This window comes from Caballeronia sp. 11_S32 (assembly GCF_056930355.1).
Genome location: NZ_JBXOWH010000001.1, coordinates 1,506,765 through 1,530,561, shown reverse-complemented (window position 1 = coordinate 1,530,561; position 23,797 = coordinate 1,506,765). Strand labels below are relative to the sequence as shown.

Here is a 23,797-nt window from a genome sequence, read left to right as displayed (position 1 = left end):
TCGTCACGAACCCGCGCGACAATGTCCACGCGTGCGACACATCGCGCACGCGCATCGATCCACCCCTCATTCGAAACACTCGCTCTTCCGATGGACCGCGCCATGAACCACATCAGCGCAGGCACGCATTTCTATAGCGTCGGTCATCTCGACTCGGCGATCGAACACCTCGAACAAGTGCTGAGCCTCGAAGGCGCGAATTCGCTCTTTTCGAAGACCTATTGGCGCGGACGCGTCGTGCAGGCGCTTTCCACACCGGGCCTCGCGCCGTGTCAGCACTCGCGCTTGCAGCACCTGCTGGATCGCATCGCGCAGGCTTGAGGGACCGGCGGGCCGCATGAGCGGTCGAGCGTGAAAAGGCGCGACACTGCTCGCGTGAGCGCTCAACGCGGACCCGATCGAGCAGCGCCTTTCCTCTGATCTGTGAAGAAATCCGCAGACGCTTGTACCATTCGGGCCGTATCTCAATATTCACGGTCCATAAGCGTATGTTCGATTCCCTACGATCATTTGTCTCAGCGCGGCGCGCGTCCGGCGCGGTTGCGCTTTTCATTCTGCTCGCGGCGTGCGGCACGACGAACGGCGTCACCGCTGGCGCGCAGCCCAACACTTACACGGTCACGGGCAAGGCGACAGGCACGCGCATGTCGTGGGTGACCGCGCGCAACGCGGCCATGGACGCCGCCAGCGACTACTGCAAGCAGCGTTCGCAACGCGTCGTGATCAGATCGGAAGCGACGAGCGGCGTACGTTCACTCGAAGAGCAGACGTCGACGGTTTCGTTCACGTGCGTGCAGGAGAATGCCGCGCGCGGGTGACTGCACCTGGCACTTCCGGCCGCTCGACCATGAGCAGAATCGTCGGCTATGCGGCTTGCTTGCCAAGCACGATCTTATGAATGTTGGCCGCGTACACCCAGTCGCGCGCCTGACGCTCGATGAAATCCATAAATGCAGGCGGCCCGCTGCAATAGATCTGTGTATTCGCTCGAGCCGGGCTCATCGCGTGAGCGCTCGTCTCCTCGAACCGATCATTGGACAGGTCGAAATAGTGATAGACCTCGCCGTGACCGCGAAGCGCGTCGAACTCTTCCCGAAGCACCGCGCGGTCGACCGTGCGAGCGAAGTTGTGCACTTCGAATCTTTGCCCCGCCGATGCGAGCCGCTTCGCGATCCCCACGATCGATGCGGCACCTATCCCGCCCGAAAAAAGGATCGATCGCACGCGCTCGTCCAGAACGGTCGGCGGGCTTTGGGGCACTCCGACGAATACCTCGTCTCGCTCATTCAACGGAAAGCCGGATAGTGAGCCATCCGCTTTGCCATCACGCTCTTGCCGCGCGCCGATCACATAGCCATCCGAAAGCGACGAAACGCGGAGCAAGGGGTGAACGCTTCCCCTGTCGCCCGCGCGATTCCGAGAAAGCGTGACACACGAACCCTCGTCGAACGCTGGAAGAACCGATTGCGACGTGGTCCGAAGTTCAACGGCATGGTAACCCTCGGCAATTCGCCATTTTCGGCCCACGATGACGGGAATCAGGTTGTCGCGCATGTCTCCTCCGATAGAACCCGCACCTCCCAACGGAAGATGCGTCACTGTATGGATCGTATGAATATCGCCGACCCCGTGGCGATCGGGAGGGTAGGCGTTCACCGAGAGTAGGGCGGAGCGGACGTGCGAGCAAGGCGTTGTGGCCGAATACCAGTCATATAGTCATGCCGATAAACGTTCGACGCGGCCTCGTGGCCCAAAACGGAACGAGCGACCGCAATGGGTCGCTCGTGAAGTACGCCTGTAACGGCGAGAAGTGCTGCTAATTCAGCGGGGCTTTCAGGCCCCGCGCAAATTACATCGGATGGCTGGCAACGAAGTTCTTGTATGCCCAGTACGCATCCTTCGTCGTCTGGCCGTCGGAACGCATCAGGCCGAAGTCGCCTTCGTTGTCGTCATAGAGTTCGAACGCCTGGATCGACTGAATGTTGTACTTCGACGCCACGCTCTGGAACAGGCCCATCATCTTGCTGCCCGCCATATACGACGCGATCTGCTGATACGAGCCGTAATTCGGACGCACACCGAATTCGGTGATCCAGATCGGCTTGCCGAACGAATGGAGCACGCCGAGCATGTCGTAGCAGCCCGTGCCGCCGCATGCGCGCGTCATGTCGCCCTGGTCCGAATACCAGTGCCATGCGGTGATATCCCAGTTCACCGTGGGATGGCCATGTGTGCCGTCAGGTTGCGAGCCGTCCATCATCATCTGGAAGAACGAGTAGTGCAGCCACGTGCCGTTCACGATGATCTTCGCCGAGCCGTCCACCGACTTCACGCCTGCAATCAGGCCACGAAGCACGCCGCGCGCGACGACGAAAGGCTGATTCCGGTAGTGCGTCCAGTTCGTACCGTCGACGTTGCCGTTGAGCGCTTGCGCTTCGAGCTCGTTCGCGACTTCGTAGTACTTGTACTTGTAGGTTCCGGCGACTTGTTGGCCGAGCGTGTAACCCGCGTTATAGGCTGCCTGCTCGGAGCTGTAGCCCGTACCCAGCATGATGACGGGATACACGGTCACGCCGCCTGCCGCCATCGTTTGAGCCATCTTCGCGACGACCTTCGCCGAAGCCAGGTTGTACACCGAGTTGCGATAGATTTTCGCGCCGAGGTCTTGCAGTTGCGCGAGCTGAGTCGATACGGCGGTGGCGTCGTACGCGCCGCCGTTCGTGTTGCGGCCGTTCATGCCGTAGAAGATGGAGGTGCTGGTCGTAGCCTTCGCAGTCGACTCCGGCAGCTCGCTCTTGGCAGTGGCGTCCAGGTCGGTGCCGGCGTCACCGCCGCCGCAAGCGGCGAGCAGCACGCTCGTGAGAATCGCGGCCGCGAAGGTGGTGGCCTTTGCCGAGAACACGTTGAAGGGGCGAAGAGAGTTTTGCTTTCGATTCGTCATTACGTTTAGCATTGCTTATTTGTTAGCGCAATGCCCGTGAACTCGAGCACGCTGTCGGACCCTTTCGGCGTTTTGCGACCCCAACGGCGTGGCGTTGGAGTCACGGAAATCCGCGATATCGAGATGACGTTGATTAGTCATCCAAACGATAGGCGCAACGCAAGACCGGCCGCTTGACATCGGAGTCAAGGCGCAAAGAACAACCGGAATGGCACGGATTCGCTGATAAGGTCCAGCGCGCGGCACGGCAAGCGCTCTGGATGGCAGAGTCGAGCAAACAGATTTGTTCGCCCGCGTAGGCCTTACGAAATGACAAACGAGCTCAGTTCGAAGGCGGGCGTCGCCGGAAGGTGGGAAACGTTTGCGGGAGCGAGGTCAGAATTTCCGAAATTACGAAACTCTTGCTCTCTGGCGGCAACCGTTGCCGAAAACCGGATCAACGGCAGCAAGGTTATCGTCTTATGAGATGAATGTAAATCCCGTTGCAGTAAAAAAATCTGCCGTTGCAGATGGACACGGAAAAATTTGCTTCCTGCACGCGTGTTCGCGCAGGCCGCTTGGTCTGTCAGTCAGATGAAAGCGGACGAGTCTTCGATGTCGGGCGGTCAGGCGTTGGTGTCGGGCGGTCGTCGTTTCCGCCGTCCGAGAGAGAGTCCGCGCTGCTTGCAGAAGATGATCACGCAGACGATCAGGCACATCCCCGTATTGCCGGTGTTGATCCAGAACATCGCCTCTGGCACTCCGCCATTGTGCTCGAGCAGCATGAGCGCGAATGTCCCATTGCTCAATACCCAGCACATCCAGGTCAGCAGGCTGTGACTGCGCGCGTTGGTCGGTGTCAGGAGCAGTCTGACGATCGTAGGGACGTAGGTAAGCACGCGAGCGCCATTCCAGAAGAGAAACATGGCCGACAGGCTGCCCATGTAAAGATCGTGATTCATCGTGCCGACTCCTTGGCAGCCGACTGTTATCGACGGCTCATAGCCGTGCGTGAACAGCGAGAAGCCCCCGGCGCGCGGAGCGATGTCCAAGCGCGTAACGGCGCCTCTCGTGCCGGACTCATACCTGAGAAACGAATCAGCCCGCCCTCGTTTTAAAGCAGCGGGGCTGATTCGCGTGAGATTAGCGCGCGTCGCGCGGAGAAAAGAAATGCAGGGGCTTCGCTGGCGGGCGGCGAATTTCGGAGGCGGGGCTATGCGCGCAGCGCGGGCCAGCGCAAGCGGTGAAGTGAAAGAAGGCAAGCCGAAACCGGCTCGCGCGGCATGAAGGAAACGTCAGGGCCGCAAGCAATCAGAAATGGAAGCGGCCCTGAAGCAGAATATTACTGGCTCGCACCCGTACCAATTCCCGCCTTCTTCTGCGCGTTTTGAATGTCCTGCGGATAACTGTTGTCGTCGCGTTTTGCCGGGTTGTAGCCCGCCTCTTCGAGCTGCTTGAGCTCAGCGTTCTTCTTCGCGCGCGCCTGCTTGCGCGCCGCTTTCTTCTCGGCCTTCGTGGGCGGCGCGGCTTGCGTGGCGCCGGTGGCCGTCGTGTCCGCGTTGTCCTGCGCGCTCGCGATCGGCGCCATGCTCACGCCGAAAGCGGCCGCCATCAATGAGACGGCGAGTTTGCTGCCAAGCGTCGCTTTCATATCCCTCTCCTGAGATCGGTGTCGCGGATTCATTGTAAGGCGGGACTTGCAAGCGTTCAGCGCCGGCGAAGCCGATCAAGGTCGACCGGCTTCACTCGCATCCGTGCGCTCAGATGTTGAGCGCGCGCTTGTCGACGGCGAGCGCGGCCTCCCGCATCACTTCCGACAATGAAGGATGCGGATGGCAAATTCGCCCGATATCTTCCGATGCCGCCTTGAACTCCATCGCGACGACCGCTTCCGCAATCAGATCGGACGCGTTCGCGGAGATGATATGCACGCCGAGAATCTCGTCGGTTTTCGCATCGGCGATGACCTTGATGAAGCCGTCCGTCTCGCCGATCCCGAGCGCGCGGCCGTTCGCCATCATGGGGAACTGGCCGGCCTTGATCTCGCGTCCTTCCGCCTTGAGCGCCTGCTCCGTTTGCCCGACCCACGCGATTTCCGGATGCGTGTAGATCACCCACGGAATGCAGTTGTAGTCGATATGCGGCTTCTGTCCGTCGATGATTTCCGCCACCAGCACGCCTTCGTCCTCGGCCTTGTGCGCGAGCATCGGGCCGCGCACGACATCGCCGATCGCGTAGACGTTCGGCACTTTCGTCGCGCAATGACGGTCGACGGGAATGAAGCCGCGTTCATCGGCGGCAAGGCCGATCGAATCGAGACCGAGATTGTTCGTGTTCGGCACGCGGCCGATCGACACGATCAGGCGATCCGCCTCCAGCGTCTGCGCGTTGCCGTCCTTGTCCTTGTATGAGATGGAGACGCTCGAATCCGTGGTCTTCACGCCGTCGATGTTCACGCCGAGGTGAATCGTCAAGCCCTGCTTCTTGAAGAGCTTGGCGGCTTCCTTTTGCAACGCGGTATCCGTCGTGCCTAGGAATTCGGGCAGCGCTTCGAGAATCGTCACTTCCGCGCCGAGCCTGCGCCACACCGAGCCGAGCTCCAGGCCGATCACGCCCGCGCCGATCACGGCGAGCTTCTTCGGCACGGAAGTGAAGGCGAGCGCGCCTTCGTTGTCGGAGACAATCTTGTTGTCGACGGGCACGTTCGGCAGATGCCGCGCCTTCGAACCCGTTGCGACGATCACGTGTTGCGCGGTATGGCTTTCGCTCTTTCCATCGCCGCTGACTTCGATCTTGAAGTTGCCGCCGTCTTTCCCGGCGAGCTTGCCGTGACCTTTGAGCCAGGTGATCTTGTTCTTGCGGAACAGGAATTCGACGCCGCCCGTGATCTTCTCGACGATCGCCTCCTTGCGCCCGACCATTTTGGCGACATCGACGGAAAGGTTGTCCATGCTGATGCCGTGATCGCCGAAATGCAGCTTTGCGTTCTCGAATTCTTCCGATGACGCCAGCAGCGCCTTCGAAGGAATGCAGCCTACGTTGAGACAGGTGCCGCCGAGCTTCGGCTTGCCCGCCGGGTTGATCCATTCCTCGACGCACGCGACCTTGCGGCCGAGTTGCGCGGCGCGGATCGCGGCGATATAGCCGCCAGGGCCGGCGCCGATCACGATGACATCGAAGTCGGCCTTCGCGCCCGGCGCGGCGGCCGGCACGGGCGTGGCAGCTTGCGCGGGTTGAGCAGATTGTGCAGCTTGTGCCGCCGGCTTTTCAGGCGCGGGCGTCGCCGCGGAGGCTTTTGCTTCCGTATCGATGACCGCGAGCACTTCGTCAGCGTGGACGACATCGCCTTCCTTCTTCACCACTTCCGCGAGCGTGCCGGCGGAAGGAGCGGGCACTTCGAGCACGACCTTGTCCGTTTCCAGTTCGACGAGGATTTCGTCTTGCGCCACGGCGTCGCCCGCTTTCTTCTTCCACGGCAACATCGTCGCTTCGGTGACGGATTCGGAAAGCTGCGGAACCTTGACTTCAACCCTGGCCATTCAGATTCTCCCTGTGAGCGATTTTTCGCGTTTGGAAACGTCCGGCGAAGCGTGCCTTGTGAACGCGGCCTTGCCTGGCCGGCCCGGCGCGCCGAAGTCGTAGGATACGCCCTGTCCGCACCGCGCGCGCGGTGAGCGGCTCATGCGCCGATCCGTCTTTTTCCGCTCGTTATATTCGGTGGTATATTGCGAAGCGGATATCGAACCGGAAGACCTGGCGCGGGACCTGAAACGACGCACCTTCCGGCCCCGCCGATCGAGAAAGAGGTGATCATGCAGACCCCTCCGTTTGAACTCGCGCGCACGAGCGCGCACGCGCATCGCGACGCCTGCTGCCAGCCGACCGAGGCCGACTTGCGCACGTCGCGCCGCCGCGCCCGTCTTGCCGAACTGGATTCGCATCTGCATTGCTCGGTGATCGGCACATGCCTTTCGACGGGCGAGCTGCGCAAGCTCGTGCCGAAGTTCACCGATCTCGACCACCATCACGCGAGCGATCTGGAGATTCATCACGCGGCGGTGGAACTCGCGATCGCGGGCGGCGCGGGCGCAAAGGCGCTCAACAAGGCGCTCGACGAACGTTACGCCGGCGCGATCCGGCGCTTCGACGCCGCGCGCGATCCAAAGACGCTGCTCGATCTCTGGAACGATGCGCTCAAGTCCGGCGACATCCCGCCCGCATATTGGGCGCTGATGTCGCATCCGCACGCGACCATCGACGTGCGCCAGTCCGCGTTCGGCGAGCTGCACATGTTGTCGCATCTGGTCGGCGCGGCGAATCGCGCGGATATCCGGCGGCTCGTCGCGCTGGAAGCCGAAAACGTCGAACTCAGGGACAAGCTCGAACGTCAGCAGGCGCGCCTGCTGGAACTGAACGCGGAGCGTGATGCGTCGATCAGGCAATCGAATGATCACGCGCTGCAACTCGCCGCGCTCGCGGAACGCAAGCCTGACAGGTCGGCCGCGCACCTGGAAGCCGAAGTCGGGCGCTTGCGAGAGAAGGTCGATGACGGCGAGCGCCGGCTAGCGCTGCACACGAGCCGCCGCGAAGCCGCGGAGCAGCGCGCGCAGCGGGAGGAGGCCGAGACGCGCGTGTTGCGCAACAAGCTGGGCGAGGCACAGGCGTTGCTGCGGGTCGTGCAGTCCGAATGCGCGGCGCTGGAACGCGCGACGCTCGATGCCGGCGATCAGTCCGGCGCGCGCCGTCGCGGGATCGAGTGGGCGAATGGCAAGCGCATCGTATATGTCGGCGGAAGGCCGAATTCGAATGCGGTGCTGAAGGCGCTGGTCGAAGAAGCGGGCGGCGAGTTGACCGTCCACGATGGCGGCATCGAGGATCGCAAGGGCTTGCTCGCCGCGGCGCTGCCGAACGCGGATGTCGTGCTGTTTCCCGTCGACTGCATCGATCACGATTCGATGAGCATGCTGAAGCGCGTCTGCGAGCGGCATGGCGTCGAGTATTCGCCGTTGCGCACGGCGAGTGTCGCGAGCTTCGTGGAGTTCGTCGCGCGGCTCACCGCGAGCACGCGGCACACAGAAGCGTCTTCACCGCCGCCGTCCGCGTTCTGTCTGCGTCACGGCTAAGGTTTGAGCAGCCTCGTGAGCGAACCGATCTGCTCGGCGCATGCGGTTTGCGCCTGAGCTTCGATATCGCGATAAAGCCGGACGATGCTCTCGCCGACCGGCGTCAGCACGCAACCGCCGCCGCTTTGCCCGCCTTGCTCGGAGATCGTCGCGGGCGACTGAAGCGAGCGGTTGAGTTCGTCGATGAGCAGCCACGCGCGCCGGTACGACATGTCGAGGCTGCGCGCCGCCGCGGATATCGAGCCGTGCTTGCGCACCGCTTCCAGCAGCGAGACCTTGCCCGGACCGATCGCGATGGTCTCGCCTTTCATGATGCGCATGCGAAAGCGCACTTCGGCCGGCTGGTTCGCCGTTTCCGTCTCCTTCGCGCTTTCCGTTGTTTTCAGAGTCGTGGCCATGCCCGTGAGGATACACGAACGAAAACGGACGGACGTTTCATGACGCGGCCATCGGCGTTATCGGTTGCCCGGATAGCAAAAACCATGATCCGTTCGTTCATTTCCGGTCGAGCGAGAATCGCCCAGGACCCGTGATGGCCAGCAGGATCAGACCGCCCATGATGCTGATGTTCTTGTAGAAGTTGATCGTGTTGGCATAGCGTTCCATACCCTGCATCGTCCAGTAATGATGGCCGATCAAGGCCGTGCCGAGCGTATAGAGCGCGAGGAGCAGCGCAAGCGGACGCGTGAAAAAGCCGAGGATGATCGCAATGCCGACCACGAGTTCCATCACGACCGCGACGATTGCCGAGACGGTCGGAAGCGGCGCGCCCGTCGATGTCATGTAGGCGACGGTGCCGGAAAAGCCAATCAGCTTCTGCCAGCCGAACAGCACGAAGAGAATCATCAACAGCACGCGGGCGACGAGAAGGAGCGGGTCCTTCTGCTGTTCGACGGATAGATATCGCATGGCAACCTCCGTGGTGGGACGGCGTCTTCGTTGTATGAACCTCGCGAAAACCGGTGGCGCCGCATGCGCCATGACACTACGGCAACAGCGCCGCAAGCAGACGCCTCAGTTCCACGCTTTCGCGCGGCGTCAGCTTTGCCGTGAGTATGCGCTCGACTTCCTCGACACGCGGCCGCAAGATCGAAAGCTGCTTCTTGCCGGCCGCGGTGAGGAACAGCACATAGCTGCGCTTGTCGACGGGATCATCGGACCGCTCGATCAGGCCGTTGCGAACCATCCGCGCGACGAGATCGGCGATCGTAGAACGGTCCACGTCGAGCTCGTCGCCGAGTTGCCGTTGATTGACGCCCGGCGCTTTCTGCAGGATCTCGAGCGCCGCGTACTGGACGCTCGTGATCTCAGCCGAGACTTCGCTGAGCCATACCGCTACGTGACGCTGCTGGGCGCGGCGCACGAGGCTGCCAGTGAAGGTCGAAAGCGCTTTGGGGTCGTCGTGTTTGATCGGCAATTTTGCTGTGTCGGAAAGAGTTAGCGCGTGCGGAAAATCGGCCGGAAGAAGGAAGCCAGTTCTTCGTATGCGTCCAGCGGAAGAGCATGGGCGACGTATTGATCCGGACGGACCACGACGAGCGCGCCCCGTTCGCGGTCGATTCCGCGCTCGTCGAAGATATCAGTCGTCGCGTCGCTCGTAAATGCTTTCTCATAGTCGACGAGACCGTAGCGTCCCTTGCGCGGCAGCAAGATGGAAGGCAAGCCATCCAGACGCACTTCGCGATGAGGCTCCTGCAGCACCGCGCGCAGGTCGAGCACGCTGTCCACGTCGGCATCCTTTGGCGTGACGCGCTGCAAGACCGAATCGGGCGATGTCGCGAGATGCTCGCACAAGGCACGGAGCGCGCTTCGATTCGCGTCCGAGAATGCGTACAGACGCCAGCGACCGTCCGCGCGTGCCGCGTGTCCGAGATGAACGGGCTTCGCATCCGCGACACGCACGACCGGCGACGAGTGAAAGCGCGTCCCGATCTGAAAGCCCTTGGCGAGCACCTGATGCGTCGTTTCGCCCGTGAGCGTGCCCGCCCGGTAATGCGTCGCGAGCCCTGCCGTGTACCGGCCCGCGCGCATGAAATAGGCCTGAAGCTCGGCAGGATCGACGCCACCCGCCTCGGGGTGGTTCGGATCCTTTGGCGGAGCGGCCATCATCGCGGACCATTCCTTGTCGAAGTTGATCAACTCTTGCGCAATGGGCTGGCGCTCGTCGGAATACGTGCGCAACAGGCTCGCGTCGCTGCGTCCCTGCAATACCGCGCCGAGTTTCCAGCCGAGATTGAAGCCGTCCTGCATCGACACGTTCATGCCCTGGCCGGCTTTCGCGCTATGCGTATGACAGGCGTCGCCCGCGATGAAGATGCGCGGCTCGCGGGCGCTTCCGTCCTCCGCGAGGGCATCGTCGAAGCGGTCCGTCAGACGCTGTCCCACTTCATACACCGAGAACCAAGCGACTTCTTTCACATCGAGCGAGTAGGGATGCAAAATCCGCTGAGCCGTCTCGATGATGTGATCGACCGAAGTTTGCTTGATCGTGTCGCGGTTGTCGGGCGTGACTTCGCCGAGATCGACATAAAAGCGGACCAGATAGCCGCCTTCACGCGGAATGATCAACAGATTGCCTTTGCTTGCGGACTGAATCGCCGCTTTCAGGCGGATGTCCGGGAAGTCGGTGACGGCAAGCGCGTCCATCACGCCCCACGCATGATTGGCGGCATCGCCGTGCAGCGCCTGTCCGATGGCCGTACGCACGCGGCTGCGCGCGCCGTCGCAACCCACGACGTAGCGTGCCCGCACGGTCACTTCCTCGCCGAGCCGCGCTTCATCGGTGCGGCGCAGCGTGACGCGCACCGGATATTCGCCGGCATCGTCGCGTTGCACGTCGACTGCTTCCAGATCGTAATCCGGTTCGAGGCGCTGCTCGGAGCGGTGCATCACGCCGAGCAAATAATCCTGTACGCGAGCCTGATTGACGATCACGTGCGGAAACTCAGACATGCCTGTTTCGGTATCCTGAACGCGTCCGGTACGCTTGATCGCACCTCGATCATTTGCGTCGGGCCGCCAGAACACCGTTTCGTTGACCCAGTACGCTTCGCGCAGCAAGCGGTCGCTCAGCCCGAATGCATTGAACATCTCGACGGTGCGGCACGCCACGCCGTCCGCCTGCCCCATCAACAGCGGTCCGCTGCGACGCTCGACGACGCGCGTCCTGATATCCGGGAATTGCGCCAGTTGTGCCGCGAGCACGAGTCCGGCCGGGCCGCTTCCGACGATGAGCACGTCGACCGTGTCGGGCATGTCGACGCGCGGCGCGCCTTCTGCGGCTGGCTCGATAGTCGGGTCGCCGACCCGGAATCCGTCGAGATGAAATTGCATGATGTCTACCTCCGTTCTGTTCGAGTCACCTGTGATGGTGAATATACTCCGTACACCAACTATTTCAAGCGTTTTGAACGTGAATGTTTACCCTTAGTGCCCGCGAGACGCTTCGGGCGTTTCCGCCGATGATTCGTGCCGGATCTCCCCGCATCGCTTTGCCAGGCGCGGCTGCCGCTATCGCGCGAAGCCCGCGCGATCGTATCGAAGTTGAAGGATTGGCCGCCTAGACTTCGATTGCCAGCTAGAGGAGTTCGCATGCGAATCCTGCTGGCTGGCGTTCACAAGGAGGTCGCCATGAGATCAATCGCTATCGCGGTCGCCGCTGTGTCGGCGCTTTCCGTACCACTTGTCGCGTTCTCTCAGACGGATGCGCCACTCACGCGTGCTCAGGTACGAACCGAGTTGCAACAGCTCGAACAGGCCGGATATACGCCGGCCAGAGGTGAAGATCCGAACTATCCGGTGGAAATCCAGGCGGCAGAGGCGCGCGTATCGGCCCAAAGCGGCGCAACCGCGTATGGCGGCGCGATGTCCGGATCATCGGGATCCGGTTCGCGCACCGTCGCTCGTCCAGCCTCTGCCGAAGAGCTGAAGCAGATCTATTTCGGCGGGCAGTAGCATCCCGCTCTTTTCGAAGGCGTTACAGCTAACGCGGTGCAGTCGACTTATCGTGTTCTGCTTAAATCAATCGAAGGGTATGTGCGCCGAAGCTTCGTGAGCTTTCGGCGCACCGTCGCTCGCTTTAAACGCAGATGGACAAACGAGATCTATCTGCGTTTCTCCAGCGAAGGCGATCTGGATTCCAGCGACGACGGATCGTGCGGTTCTCCTTGCGTCCCCGAGAATGCCTTGCGATAAGCGGCTGGCGTGATCTGCTTCACCGCGCGGAATTGCCTGTTGAAGTTGGCGACGTTTGGAAATCCCGATCGCGAAGCGATCACCGAAACCGGCCATGACGTATCCGCGAGCATCCGGCATGCGTGACCGATGCGAACGCGGCTCAAATATTTGCCGACGCTCTCGCCGAGATGCTGGGCGAAGTAGCGGTTCAGCGTGCGGTCCGAAAGCGTTGCGGCGTCCGCGAGTTCACGCAGCGTCAGGCGCTCCGCGAACCGGGCGTCGATGACACCCAGCACGCGATTGATACGTTCGGGTTCGTGGCCCGAAGGTGCTCTTACCTGGCCTTTGTCGAATGCGCTGGGCGAAGCGAGCGGCGCGGCGTCCATGTCCGCGAGTTCGCACAAGACATCGAGCGCGGCGCCGAGGCGTTCCCTGGGCCATTGCGACAACAACGCGGCGAGCCTTCGATTGACAGTCTCACTCGCCTCTTGCGCGAACGCGAGGCCGGACGCCCCTCTGCGCAGCAGTCTTCGAAGCGGCTCGTATTCGGGGCAGCAGTCCGCGAGACGCCGCGCCCAATCGCCGCTGAACCAGATCACGATTGCCACCTGCGGCGCGCCTGAATCGATCGACTTGTTCGACGCCCACGTATGCGGCAAATCCGGAGGAACCAGCACGAGATCATTGCCTTCGTAATCCACGATCGAGTCGCCGATATAGCGCTTTCCACGGCTGTTCATCGTGAGCGTGAGCTCGTACTCCGGATGGTGATGCCATTCGAACGGTATTCGAGGCAGCTTGCGATGGAAAACCCGGATCGAACAACCGGCATCCATCTTGACGTGCTCGTATGCGGGTTTCATGGCCGGAAGTGCAAAAAGGTTGTCTCGATTGTATCGCAACGAAACCGCGCTCACGTCTAAGCTTTAGGCACTCGAAGACATCCGGAGACGCGCTGTGGAATCCCTGCATATTGAAGATCTGCCGGCGGCAATCCGCGCGGTGAAGAAGCAACTTCGCGAAAATCTGCCGCGCTACAAGGAAGTGTTCCAGGAGGTCGAAGCCGATATCAGGCGCAAGGCGGAAGTGATCGCGGAGCGGCGACGGCGCGGTGAACCGGTGATTCCGGAGATTCGCCATGCGGACATCGTCGCGCGACAGGTGAGTGAAGAGGCGCTCGCGGCGATCAGGGACAGCGGCGCGTGTGTGGTGCGCGGCGTCTTCAGTCCGCAGCGCGCCGCCGAATGGGACGAAGCGATTGCCGGCTATGTGGAAGAGAACCGTCTGGACGAGAAACTCGCGCATCGGGCGGAGGACAAATACTTCGGCGAACTCGCATCGAGCAAGCCGCAAATCTACGGCATCTACTGGTCCGGCCCGCAGGTCGAGGCGCGCCAGTCACCGGAACTCATGCAGACGCGCGTGTTCCTGAACCGGCTGTGGAAATGGGAGAGCGAAGGGCGCGTGCATTTCGATCCCGACCAGGTTCCCGTGTATGCGGACCGTCTGCGCCGGCGGCCGCCCGGCTCCGCGTCGCTCGGGCTTTCTCCTCATTGCGATGGCGGGTCTGTCGAACGATGGCTCGACGACAATTTCCGTCGCGTCTATCGACATGTTTTCAGTGGCGACTGGCGCCGCTACGACGCCTTCGACGCAGCGTATCGCCCCGAGGCGCGCGAGATTCCGTCCCCGACCGTGTGTTCGATGTTCCGCACTTTTCAGGGCTGGACGGCGCTCACCCCGCAGGGGCCGGGCGACGGAACGTTGCAGCTGGTGCCGATAGCGAATGCCATGGTGTACGTGCTGCTGCGCGCGCTGCAGGACGATGTCGCCGACGACGACCTGTGCGGCGCGATGCCGGGCCGCGCATTGTCGATCAGTCCGACCTGGCATGCGCCGCTGCATGAAGCGCTTTCATCGATTCCGCCGATGCAGGCGGGCGATACCGTCTTCTGGCACAGCGACGTGATTCATGCGGTGGAAGACGAACATCGCGGCAAGGGATACAGCAACGTGATGTACATCGCGGCGGCGCCCGGCTGCGCGAAGAACGACGAGTACCTCAAAAGGCAACTGCCGGCTTTCATCAGCGGGGAGAGTCCGCCCGACTTTCCGGCGGATGACTTCGAGACCGGTTTCGTCGGCCGAGCCACTGCGGACAGCCTGACCGCGCTTGGCAAGCAGCAACTCGGATTCGACCTCTGACCCGACCCGCCAGCATGGCGGTACTTCGCGCCTCGAAGCAGTCTACGGAGACAGGAATGGACGCCGACATTGTCATCATCGGTTCGGGCGTGGGCGGGAGTGCCGTCGCGTGGCAACTCGCGGCGACGGACGCGCGCATCCTGATCATCGAGCGCGGCGAGGATCTGCCGCGTGAGCTCGCGAACTGGGACGCCGAAGCGGTTTTCGGGCAGCTTCGCTACAGGACGCGCGAAACCTGGCTGAACGGCGCGAACGAGCGATATCGCCCGGGCCAGTACTATTTCGTCGGCGGACACACGAAGTTCTTCGGCACGGCGATGTTTCGCTTCAGGGAGGACGACTTCCGGGAAGTGCAGCACGAGGAGGGCGTTTCGCCCGCGTGGCCGATCTCCTATTCGGACCTCGCTCCCTATTACGACCTCGCCGAATCGCTGTTCGGCATCAGAGGGGATGCAAGCGGCGATCCGACAGAACCGCCGCACGCCGGCCCGTATCCGCATCCGCCGGTTCCGGACGAACCTGTCATCGCGGCATTGCGCCGGCAATTCGAACGGCTGGGACTGCATCCGTTCCATATGCCGTCCTCGATCGATCTGGGCGATGGCGGGCCTTGCGTGCGTTGCGGAACCTGCGATGCCTTTCCCTGCCGCATCGATGCGAAAGGCGACGCCGAGAAGTGCCTGTTGCGTCCTGCCATCCGGCGCGGCTCGGTCACGCTGATGACCGGCGCGCGCGTCACGCGCCTCGTGACCGACGCGACCGGCAAAAGAATCGTGGCGGCGGAAGTCGAAACGCGCGAAGGGCGGAAGACGGTGACGGGCGGCAGCTTCGTGCTGTCTGCGGGCGCGATCAACAGTGCTGCGTTGCTGCTCGCCTCGGCGAACGACCGCATGCCGAATGGCCTCGCGAACGCGTCCGGCGTGGTCGGCCGGTATTACATGAACCATAACTGCACGGCCGTCCTGGCGATCGATCCGCGCCGTATCAACGACACGCGATTTCCGAAGACGTTGTCCGTCAACGATTTCTATTTTGCGGGCGAGCACGACAGCTGGCCGCTCGGCAACATCCAGATGCTCGGGAAGATTCGCGAGCCCATGCTGCGCGGCGCCATGCCTTATATGCCGAAGCGCGCGTTGCGATACCTGAGCGAGCACAGCCTCGATCTCTATGCGATGTCGGAAGACTTGCCCGACCGTGAGAGCCGTATCGAACTGACGAATGACGGAGACATCCGGCTGTCGTGGAAGCGCACGAACCTTAAGCCGCACATGCGGCTCGTCAGGAAAACAAAGGAGCTGCTGCGTCGTTCGGGCTTTCCGTTCGTCGTCAGCCGCCGATTCGGTGAGGACACGCCGTCGCATCAATGCGGCACGGTGCGCTTCGGCATCGATCCGGCATCGTCATCGCTCGATCCGCTGTGCAAGGCGCATGACCATGACAACCTTTATGTCGTGGATGCGAGTTTCTTTCCGTCTTCCGCTGCGTTGAATCCGGCACTCACGATTGCCGCGCAGGCGCTGCGTGTCGGCGAAGCACTGTGCCGAAGTCTTGGCCACGCCGCGCGGAAGAAACCGACCGTCGCCGAATCGGGCGAGTCTGTGTCGGCATCGTCGATCATCTAGTGCAACTTGAAAGGAGAAGAGGCATGGCAACGATTCGGTGGGCTTTGATCGGCGCGAGCACGATTGCCGAAGAATGGATGATCAACGCGATTCGCTCCCAGCCCGACGGCTCGATCGAGGCGGTCGTCAGCGGCGACCTCGCTCGGGCGCGGCAATTCGCGGACAAACATGGCATTCCGAGGGCAAGCGCGGACTTGAAGCAGGTGCTCTCGGACCCGGCGATCGACGCGGTCTACATCAGCAGCACCAATGAAAAGCACTTGCAGCAAGTGCTCGAAGCCGCGTCGGCAGGCAAGCACGTCCTGTGTGAAAAGCCGCTCGCGATGTCCACCGCCGATGCGCGCGAAATGATTGAAAGATGCGCGGAGAAACGGGTGGTCCTCGCCACCAACCATCATCTTCGCTGCGCCGCGAGTCATCGGCGCATGCGCGAGCTGATTCGCGCCGGCGCTATCGGCAGACCGTTGTTTGCCCGCGTTTTTCACGCCGTATCGCTGCCGCCTCATCTGCGCGGCTGGCGCATCGAGCGGGCGGATGCGGGCGGTGGCGTCGTGCTCGACATCTCGGTGCATGACGCCGATACGTTGCGGTTCCTGCTCGACGCGGAGCCGGTGGAAGTGAGCGCGATGACCGCGTCGGGAAGCATGGGCAAGGAGGGGCTCGCGGATGGCGTGATGGGTATCATCCGCTTCGACAACGGCGTGCTTGCCCAGATCCACGATGCATTCACCGTGCCGTTCGCGAATACGGGACTCGAGGTGCATGGCACCGAGGGGTCGCTGTTCGCACGCGATGTCATGACTCAACGCCCGGTCGGGGAGATCATGCTGCGCACCGCGCGTGGCGAGGAGATCATCGGGATCTCGCACGCGGATCTGTACACGACAGGCGTTGCGCAGTTTCATCGAGCCGTCTTGCTGGGCGAAAGCCCAGCGGCCAGCGGCCGTGACGGGTATCAATCGCTTGCCACGGCACTCGCTCTCGACGAGGCGGCGAAAACGGGACGGCACGTGACGATGCAGGCGCCGGTTTTGCCATGACCCCAGACTGAAACGATGAACCTCGATGCCCACGCCTGTCTCGCAGGCGTGGGCATTTCCATTTACAGAGCGTTGTCGATGCCCGCATTCAGCGCGAGAAATCGGCTCATGCGCTGATGGGCCAGTTCGGGCCTGACAAGGACGCCTGCCGCGTCGGCCTTCCTGAACACTTCCGCGTAATGCACGGCGGATCGCGCCGACTGCATGCCGCCCGCCATCGAGAAGTGGCGTTGATGACCGTTGAGCCATGCGAGGAAGACGACGCCCGCCTTGTAGTATTGTGTCGGCGCTGCGAACAGCTCGCGCGAGAGCGCGACAGTCGGATCGATCAGATGCCGGTAGCCGTCGAGATCGCCTGCAGCGAGCTTCGCGAGCGCCGCCGACGCCACGGGCGCGATCGGATCGAAGATGCCGAGCAGCGCATGCGAGTGCCGCGTGCCGTCTCCGGCGATGAGCTCGCCGTAGTTATAGTCGTCGCCGGTGAACATCAGGACGCCTTCGGGAAGCCGCGATCGTAGCTGACGCTCGTAGTCCGCATTGAGCAGGGAAATCTTGATGCCTTCGATCTTGTCACGATGACGCCCGATGATGTCGAGGACGGTGTTCATCGCCGTCGATACATCGCGGCTGCCCCAGTAACCCGCGAGCGACGCGTCGAAAGCATCGCCGAGCCAGTGCAGCACCACCTTGTTGCGCGACGCGGAGAGGACGGCGTCGTAGACGTGCTGGTAGTCGTCGGCGGACCGCGCCGTGGCGCAGAGCGCGCGGCTCGCCATCATGATAGGCCGGCCACCCGCCGATTCGATCACGTCGAACTGCTCCGCATAGGCGTTGACGATGTCGGTGAGCGTATGCGCACGGCCGCCATCGAGATGATCCGTGCCCGCACCGCACGCGAGATCCGCGCCCGGAATGCCGCGCGCATGCGCGATGCTGCGGCGGATCAGCTCCGCTGCCGTCTTCCAGCCGATGCCCATGCCGCGTTGCGCCGTGTCCATCGCTTCCGCCACCTTGAAGCCGAGGCCGTAGAGATAGCTGCGAAATGCGAGCGTGGCGTCCCAGTCGATGCGCGGCGCATCGCCCCAGGGTTCATAAGCGTAAGAAGGATCGACGACGACATGCGCCGCCGCATACGCGATGCGGTCAAACGTCGGCGCGCTGGATGGCGGAAGCCGGTCGTCGCGGTGCTGCATCGCGTATGGCTGGATTGAACCTTCCCTGGTCGGCAGATTGATCTTCATGGATTCCTCTCGATGTCTGGGATTGAACGATCATGTCGGCGGCTTTTTCGGCGACCATGATCGTCGGAGCATTCGTGTTGCACGAGGGCAGATAGGGCATGACGGACGCGTCGACGACGCGCAGCCCTTCGAGCCCGATCAGACGTAGATCCGGCGTGACGACGCTGTCCGGATCATCGGCCCGCCCCATACGGCAGGTGCCTACTGGATGGTGATCGGTCTTCGCATTCGCGCAGGCATAGTCGAACAGTTCCTGCTCGGTGTTCGCGCGCGCGCCCGGCAGGATCTCGCTTTGCACATAGCGCTTCAACGCGGGCGCGCGCAGGATGTCGCGGGCGAGACGCAAGCCCTTGATCGCCATGTCGCGATCGTGCGGATCGGCCCAGTAGTTGGGGTCGAGCAAAGGCGCGGCGGCCGGATCATTGCTGGCGAGACGAACCGTGCCGCGCGAGCGAGGGCGAAGATACGCCGTGTTCAGCGTGACGCCCGCGTTCTTCAGCTTGGCCATGCCGGCTTCGATGCCGGAGCCTAAGCCCAGATGAAACTGGATGTCGGGCGAACGGTCGCGCGCGTCGTTGTCCGCATACCAGAAGCCGCCCGTTTCGAAAAGACTCGACGCAACCGGCCCTTTCTTCAGCAGCAGATATTGCAGCGCGGCCCACGCGGCGTGGTGCGGCTTGTTGTACTTGTCGTAGGTATGATCGCCCGTGCATTCCGCGATGACGAACAGATCGAGATGGTCCTGAAGATTCGAGCCGATGCCTCGAAGATGATGCACAGGCCGGATGCCGACAGACTCGAGATGATCGGCGGGACCAATGCCCGACTGCATCAGCAGCTTCGGCGAGCCGATCGCGCCCGACGCCACGATCACCTCGCGCGATGCACGCACGACCTTCGGGTCGCGGCTGTCGCCGGACACGTATTCGACGCCCGTCGCACGGCCGCCTTCGACGATCACGCGAAGCGTCCGCGCCTGCATCCATACCGTGAGGTTGGGCCGCCCGAGAACGGGACGAATGAATCCGGCAGCGGCCGACGAGCGGCGCGCGTTCAGTTGCGTGAGCTGGTAATAGCCCAGCCCTTCCTGGCTTGCGCCATTGAAGTCGGGATTGAACGGTATGCCGAGTTCCTGTCCCGCCTGGAAGAAAGCCTCGCAGATCGGCAAGGGACTGATCGGGTTCGACACGCCGAGCGGGCCGCCGTAGCTGTGGTACTCGTTGGCGAAGCGCTGGTTGTTTTCCGACTTCCTGAAATACGGCAGCACGTCGCGATACGACCAGCCCGTCGCGCCCGCTTTCCGTTCCCAGTCGTCATAGTCCGCCGGGACGCCGCGCGTGTAGATCTGCGCGTTGATGGACGAGCCGCCCCCGATCACCTTCGCCTGCGTGAAGCGCAGCACCCGATTGTTGAGATGCTTTTGCGGCACCGTGAACCAGCCCCACGAGCCGATGCCGCGCGTCATCTTCGCGAAGCCTGCCGGCATCGAGAAGAAAGGATGCCGGTCGGAACCGCCCGCTTCGAGCAGCAGCACCCTGATCGAAGGATCGGCGCTCAGGCGGTTGGCGAGCACGCAGCCCGCCGAGCCGCCGCCCGCGATCACATAGTCGTATGTCGTCGTATTCATGTCGGTCGCTCAGAAGGCAGGGATGGACAAACCGCCATCCACGTTGACGACGCTGCCGGTTGCGAAGGGCAGCGCGCCATCGGCGAGCGTCGCGACGGCCTGGCCTACTTCGTCGCTTTCGCCCCAGCGTCCGGCGGGCACGAGACCTTCGCCGAAACGCGCTTCGTACTTTTGCGCGACGCCCGCCGTCATCGGCGTGCGGATGATGCCGGGCCGCACTTCGAATACGCCGACATTCGCGCTCGCGAGCCGCAAGGCGAACAGGCGCGTCATCATCCGCAGCGCGGATTTGGATACGCAGTATTCGGCACGCTCGGGCGAGGCCATTTCCGCCGATACGGACGACACCGTGACGATCGACCGCGCGATGCTCGACGTTACCGACGCCATATGGCGCGCAACCGCCTGCGTCATGAAAAACGTGCCGCGCAGGTTGACGCCGAGCACGGCATCGAAGGCTTGCGGCGATACATCCAGCAGATCGCCGCGGCTGGGCGAACCGATGCCCGCGTTGTTCACGAGACATTCGATGCCGCCTTTGAAGCGCACGGCTTCTTCGACGACACGCGCATGCGATGCCACATCGCTCAGGTCGCTTCGTATGAACAGGGCGTCGCGGCTTTCGTCGCGCACCAGCGCGCAGGTCATATCCGCGTCTTCGTCATGCACGACATCCGTCAGCACGATATCGAAGCCGCGCCGCGCGAGCGCCACGCAGATCGATCTGCCGATACCGCGCCGCGCGCCCGTCACCAATGCGGTCGAACAGTTTCCCTCTGGCTTGCTCATGGCTGCACCATCCGTCAGTGAATCCGCACTTCCGTGTCGGCATCGAACAGCACGAGCTTCGACAGGTCGACGCGCAATTCGCATCGCTCGCCTGACGCGTGCGGCATGTCGGCGCCAAGACGCGCGGACACTTCCATGCCGCCGAAATCGAGCACGGCGAGCGTGTCGGGGCCTGTCGGTTCGAGCACGTTGATCGTCACCGGCACGGTTCGCAGCGCCGCGGCGGCGCGCTCGTTCTCGACGCCGATCGCCTCAGGACGCAGACCCGCAATCACCTTCTTGCCGACATAGCGGTCGACGGCCGCGCTCTGCGTCGGCAGATCGAGCGCGATCGCGCTCGATCTGCCGACGCGAAGCTGAAGCGAACCATCCGCCCGCTCGATGCGCGCGGGAATCAGGTTCATGGACGGCGAGCCCATGAAAGTTGCGACGAACGTATTCGCCGGAGTGTTGTAGACCTCGGCGGGCGTGCCGAGCTGTTGCAGCACGCCGCCTTTCATCACGGCGATGCGCGTGGCGAGCGTCATCGCTTCGATCTGATCGTGCGTCACGTAGACGATGGTCGCGCCGAGGCGCTGATGCAGCTTCTTGATCTCGGTGCGCATATCGACGCGCAGTTTCGCGTCGAGATTCGACAGCGGTTCATCGAACAGAAAGATTTTCGGATGACGCACGAGCGCGCGGCCCATCGCGACCCGCTGACGCTGGCCACCCGAAAGCTGGCCCGGACGGCGGTCGAGCAGATGCTCGATCTGCAAAAGACGCGCGGCATCCTGCACGGCCTTCTCGCGCTCGATCTTCGAAACCTTGCGCATCTCAAGACCGAAGCTGATGTTCTGTCCGACGGTCATGTTCGGATAGAGCGCATAGCTTTGAAACACCATCGCGATGTCGCGCTCGCTCGGATGCAGGTCGTTGACCTTGTCGTTGCCGATACGGATTTCGCCGCCCGAGAGCGTGTCGAGTCCCGCGATCAGCGAAAGCAGCGTGGACTTGCCGCAGCCCGACGGGCCGACGAGCACGAGGAAGTCGCCGTCGTCGACATCGATATTGATCTCCTTGAGGATCTCGGTGGAGCCGTAGGCCTTGCGAACCTTGGATACGTGCAGAGAAGACATGATTTACCCCTTGACCGAGCCGGCCATCAGACCGCGAACGAAATAGCGACCACCCACGATGTAGACGAACAGCGTCGGCAGTGCGGCGATCATGGCCGTGGCCATGTGGACGTTGTATTCCTTGACGCCCGTCGACGTATTCACGATGTTGTTCAGCGCGACGGTGATCGGCGCGGAGCTGCCTGTCGTGAACGAAGCGCCGAACAGGAAGTCGTTCCAGATGTTCGTGAACTGCCAGATCACGGTGACCGTGATGATCGGCACCGAGTTGGGCAGCAGGATGCGAAAGAAGATGCGAAAGAAGCGCGCGCCGTCGATCATCGCGGCTTTCACCAGTTCATCCGGGAACGCGATGTAGTAGTTGCGGAAGTAGAGCGTCGTGAAGCAGAGGCCATAGACCACATGCACGAACACGAGCCCCGTGATGGATTGCGCGAGACCGATCTTGCCGAGAAACGACGCCATCGGAATCAGCACGATCTGGAACGGGATGAAGCATCCGAACAGGATCAGGCCGAACAGCAGGTTGTCGCCCTTGAAGCGCCATTTGGTCAGCACATAGCCATTCAATGCGCCGAGCAGCGTGGATACCGCCACGGCCGCGAATACCATCCGGAATGAATTCCAGAAGAAGCCCTTGACGCCGGAGCAGTCGAGTCCCACGCAGGCCGAGCCCCACGCTTTTTCCCACGCGGCGATGGTCCATTGATGCGGCAGCGCGAGGATATTGCCGGAATACACTTCGGGAAGCGGCTTGAACGAGGTCAGCAGCATCACGAGCAGCGGCACGAGATAGACCACGGCCGCAATCGCAAGCAGCGAATAAATCACGATTCGCGAGACGTAGTTGTGCTTGCCCACCACCATCTGTGGCGAGTCCCATGTCTTGGTAGTCATCGTTGTCTCCTGAAAGGCTGGCGGATGAATCAGTGGCCCGCGCTCTTGCGGCGCGGTCGCATTTCGGAATAGAGATAGGGCACCATGATGGCGGCGACGGTGCACAGCATCATCACCGCGCTCGCCGCGCCCATGCCGAGCTCGTTACGGGTGAACGTGAACGAGTACATGAAGGTCGAGGGCAGTTCGGTCGAGTAGCCGGGGCCGGCGCCCGTCAACGCGATGACGAGTTCATAGCTCTTGACGGCCAGATGCACGAGGATCACGAACGCCGATACGAACACGGGCCGCAACTGCGGAATGATGATGCGGCGATAGATGGCCGGCATGCGCGCGCCGTCGATGGACGCGGCTTTCACCTGTTCCTGATCGATGCCGCGCAGGCCGGCGAGAAACATCGCCATCACGAAGCCCGAGGCCTGCCACACGGCGGCGATGACGATGGTGTAGATCGCCATGTCGTCGCTGATGATCCAGTCGAAGTGGAAGCTCGTCCATCCCCAGTCATGGAACAGCTTGGTCAGGCCGAGACCCGGATTGAGAATCCACTTCCACGCGGTGCCCGTGACGATGAACGAGAGCGCCATCGGATAGAGAAAGAGCGCGCGCAGACCGCCTTCGGCGCGAATGCGCTGATCGAGCAGAATTGCGAGCCCGAGGCCGAGCGCCATGCAAAGCATGACATAGAGCGATGCATAGATGCCGAGATTGCCTATCGCCACATGCCAGCGCGGATGCTCCCACACGCGGCCATATTGAAGCAGTCCGGCCCAGTGAAAGTTGGCGAAAGCGCGTGAGCGTGTAAACGAAAGCAGCGTGGTCCACACGATGAATCCGTACACGAAGATCAGCGTGATGATGAGCGTCGGACTGAGGACGAGCTTCGGCAGAACCGCTTCGAAGCGATTGCGCAATGTCGATCGCCTGTTCGTCGGACTGTAGTCCGAGCCGTGCTTCAGATCTTCCAGAGCGGGCGCCCCGTGGGCGCGATTGTGCAAGAGCATGGCAACACCTGTCGTCGGAGATGACGAGCCTC

General features: G+C 62.4%; 23 protein-coding genes. 7 read left to right on the top strand and 16 right to left on the bottom strand.

Annotation, left to right across the window (positions count from 1 at the left end):
• Nucleotides 1–102: 102 nt before the first annotated feature.
• Complete coding sequence (locus AC1Z32_RS07010; RefSeq protein WP_483477958.1) at nucleotides 103–321, top strand: hypothetical protein; 219 nt, start codon at nucleotides 103–105, stop codon at nucleotides 319–321.
• Between the two features lie 167 nt (nucleotides 322–488).
• Nucleotides 489–818 (top strand): hypothetical protein, encoded by a 330-nt coding sequence (locus tag AC1Z32_RS07005; RefSeq protein WP_483477957.1) that lies wholly within the window; start codon nucleotides 489–491, stop codon nucleotides 816–818.
• Nucleotides 819–864: 46 nt separating this feature from the next.
• On the opposite strand, the gene AC1Z32_RS07000 is transcribed toward AC1Z32_RS07005, so the two are convergent.
• The 5 genes from AC1Z32_RS07000 to lpdA form a co-directional block, all read right to left on the bottom strand.
• Nucleotides 865–1,554, bottom strand: coding sequence for a ferredoxin reductase domain-containing protein (locus AC1Z32_RS07000; protein WP_483477956.1), 690 nt, complete (start codon nucleotides 1,552–1,554; stop codon nucleotides 865–867).
• A gap of 295 nt (nucleotides 1,555–1,849) precedes the next feature.
• Complete coding sequence (locus tag AC1Z32_RS06995) at nucleotides 1,850–2,941, bottom strand: glycosyl hydrolase (RefSeq protein ID WP_483477955.1); 1,092 nt, start codon at nucleotides 2,939–2,941, stop codon at nucleotides 1,850–1,852.
• Between the two features lie 605 nt (nucleotides 2,942–3,546).
• Nucleotides 3,547–3,882: a hypothetical protein gene (locus tag AC1Z32_RS06990; protein WP_483477954.1), complete on the bottom strand. Its 336-nt coding sequence runs from the start codon at nucleotides 3,880–3,882 to the stop codon at nucleotides 3,547–3,549.
• Between the two features lie 380 nt (nucleotides 3,883–4,262).
• The gene (locus AC1Z32_RS06985; RefSeq protein WP_483477953.1) at nucleotides 4,263–4,571 is read right to left on the bottom strand and encodes a hypothetical protein; all 309 of its coding nucleotides are present in this window, start codon (nucleotides 4,569–4,571) and stop codon (nucleotides 4,263–4,265) included.
• A gap of 109 nt (nucleotides 4,572–4,680) precedes the next feature.
• Entirely contained in the window at nucleotides 4,681–6,459 is a 1,779-nt protein-coding gene (gene lpdA / locus AC1Z32_RS06980) for a dihydrolipoyl dehydrogenase (RefSeq protein ID WP_483477952.1), read from the bottom strand.
• 273 nt (nucleotides 6,460–6,732) lie between these two features.
• Here lpdA and AC1Z32_RS06975 point away from each other — a divergent pair, with 273 nt between their 5' ends.
• Nucleotides 6,733–8,043: a DUF2325 domain-containing protein gene (locus AC1Z32_RS06975; RefSeq protein WP_483477951.1), complete on the top strand. Its 1,311-nt coding sequence runs from the start codon at nucleotides 6,733–6,735 to the stop codon at nucleotides 8,041–8,043.
• On the opposite strand, the gene AC1Z32_RS06970 is transcribed toward AC1Z32_RS06975, so the two are convergent.
• The 4 genes from AC1Z32_RS06970 to AC1Z32_RS06955 all read right to left on the bottom strand — a co-directional run bounded on the left by AC1Z32_RS06970 (nucleotide 8,040) and on the right by AC1Z32_RS06955 (nucleotide 11,376).
• Nucleotides 8,040–8,441, bottom strand: coding sequence for a winged helix-turn-helix domain-containing protein (locus tag AC1Z32_RS06970; protein WP_483477950.1), 402 nt, complete (start codon nucleotides 8,439–8,441; stop codon nucleotides 8,040–8,042). The genes AC1Z32_RS06975 and AC1Z32_RS06970 overlap by 4 nt on opposite strands.
• Before the next feature lie 97 nt (nucleotides 8,442–8,538).
• Nucleotides 8,539–8,952 carry a DoxX family protein gene (locus AC1Z32_RS06965; protein WP_483477949.1) on the bottom strand — a complete coding sequence of 138 codons (414 nt, stop codon included), beginning with the start codon at nucleotides 8,950–8,952 and terminating at the stop codon, nucleotides 8,539–8,541.
• 76 nt (nucleotides 8,953–9,028) lie between these two features.
• Complete coding sequence (locus AC1Z32_RS06960; protein WP_062611133.1) at nucleotides 9,029–9,460, bottom strand: MarR family winged helix-turn-helix transcriptional regulator; 432 nt, start codon at nucleotides 9,458–9,460, stop codon at nucleotides 9,029–9,031.
• Nucleotides 9,461–9,480: 20 nt separating this feature from the next.
• A complete protein-coding gene (locus AC1Z32_RS06955; protein ID WP_483477948.1) occupies nucleotides 9,481–11,376 on the bottom strand; it encodes an FAD-binding monooxygenase in 1,896 nt (631 codons plus the stop codon).
• A 297-nt stretch (nucleotides 11,377–11,673) separates the two neighbouring features.
• On the opposite strand from AC1Z32_RS06955, the gene AC1Z32_RS06950 reads away from it, so the two are divergent.
• Complete coding sequence (locus AC1Z32_RS06950) at nucleotides 11,674–11,997, top strand: DUF4148 domain-containing protein (protein ID WP_483478222.1); 324 nt, start codon at nucleotides 11,674–11,676, stop codon at nucleotides 11,995–11,997.
• A 149-nt stretch (nucleotides 11,998–12,146) separates the two neighbouring features.
• On the opposite strand, the gene AC1Z32_RS06945 is transcribed toward AC1Z32_RS06950, so the two are convergent.
• Nucleotides 12,147–13,082, bottom strand: a complete 936-nt coding sequence (locus tag AC1Z32_RS06945; protein ID WP_483477947.1) for a helix-turn-helix domain-containing protein — start codon at nucleotides 13,080–13,082, stop codon at nucleotides 12,147–12,149.
• Between the two features lie 94 nt (nucleotides 13,083–13,176).
• On the opposite strand from AC1Z32_RS06945, the gene AC1Z32_RS06940 reads away from it, so the two are divergent.
• From AC1Z32_RS06940 to AC1Z32_RS06930, 3 genes are read left to right on the top strand one after another with little or no spacing between them, the layout of a single operon-like run.
• On the top strand, nucleotides 13,177–14,424 hold the full coding sequence (locus AC1Z32_RS06940) for a DUF1479 domain-containing protein (protein ID WP_483477946.1): 1,248 nt from the start codon (nucleotides 13,177–13,179) through the stop codon (nucleotides 14,422–14,424).
• Between the two features lie 56 nt (nucleotides 14,425–14,480).
• A complete protein-coding gene (locus AC1Z32_RS06935) occupies nucleotides 14,481–16,049 on the top strand; it encodes a GMC oxidoreductase (protein ID WP_483477945.1) in 1,569 nt (522 codons plus the stop codon).
• Between the two features lie 23 nt (nucleotides 16,050–16,072).
• Nucleotides 16,073–17,089 carry a Gfo/Idh/MocA family protein gene (locus AC1Z32_RS06930; protein ID WP_483477944.1) on the top strand — a complete coding sequence of 339 codons (1,017 nt, stop codon included), beginning with the start codon at nucleotides 16,073–16,075 and terminating at the stop codon, nucleotides 17,087–17,089.
• A 62-nt stretch (nucleotides 17,090–17,151) separates the two neighbouring features.
• Here the strand turns inward: AC1Z32_RS06930 and AC1Z32_RS06925 are convergent, their stop codons facing one another.
• Genes AC1Z32_RS06925 through AC1Z32_RS06900 form a run of 6 tightly spaced genes read right to left on the bottom strand, consistent with a single transcriptional unit; the run spans nucleotide 17,152 to nucleotide 23,765 of the window.
• Nucleotides 17,152–18,330 carry a dihydrodipicolinate synthase family protein gene (locus AC1Z32_RS06925; protein WP_483477943.1) on the bottom strand — a complete coding sequence of 393 codons (1,179 nt, stop codon included), beginning with the start codon at nucleotides 18,328–18,330 and terminating at the stop codon, nucleotides 17,152–17,154.
• Nucleotides 18,233–19,957 carry a GMC family oxidoreductase gene (locus AC1Z32_RS06920; protein ID WP_483477942.1) on the bottom strand — a complete coding sequence of 575 codons (1,725 nt, stop codon included), beginning with the start codon at nucleotides 19,955–19,957 and terminating at the stop codon, nucleotides 18,233–18,235. Before AC1Z32_RS06920 ends, AC1Z32_RS06925 begins: the two co-directional genes overlap by 98 nt.
• 9 nt (nucleotides 19,958–19,966) lie before the next feature.
• Nucleotides 19,967–20,746, bottom strand: a complete 780-nt coding sequence (locus tag AC1Z32_RS06915; protein WP_483477941.1) for a 3-ketoacyl-ACP reductase — start codon at nucleotides 20,744–20,746, stop codon at nucleotides 19,967–19,969.
• Nucleotides 20,747–20,760: 14 nt separating this feature from the next.
• Nucleotides 20,761–21,864: an ABC transporter ATP-binding protein gene (locus AC1Z32_RS06910; RefSeq protein ID WP_483477940.1), complete on the bottom strand. Its 1,104-nt coding sequence runs from the start codon at nucleotides 21,862–21,864 to the stop codon at nucleotides 20,761–20,763.
• 3 nt (nucleotides 21,865–21,867) lie between these two features.
• Nucleotides 21,868–22,731 carry a carbohydrate ABC transporter permease gene (locus AC1Z32_RS06905; protein WP_483478221.1) on the bottom strand — a complete coding sequence of 288 codons (864 nt, stop codon included), beginning with the start codon at nucleotides 22,729–22,731 and terminating at the stop codon, nucleotides 21,868–21,870.
• A gap of 59 nt (nucleotides 22,732–22,790) precedes the next feature.
• Entirely contained in the window at nucleotides 22,791–23,765 is a 975-nt protein-coding gene (locus tag AC1Z32_RS06900; protein ID WP_483477939.1) for a carbohydrate ABC transporter permease, read from the bottom strand.
• Nucleotides 23,766–23,797 lie beyond the last annotated feature (32 nt).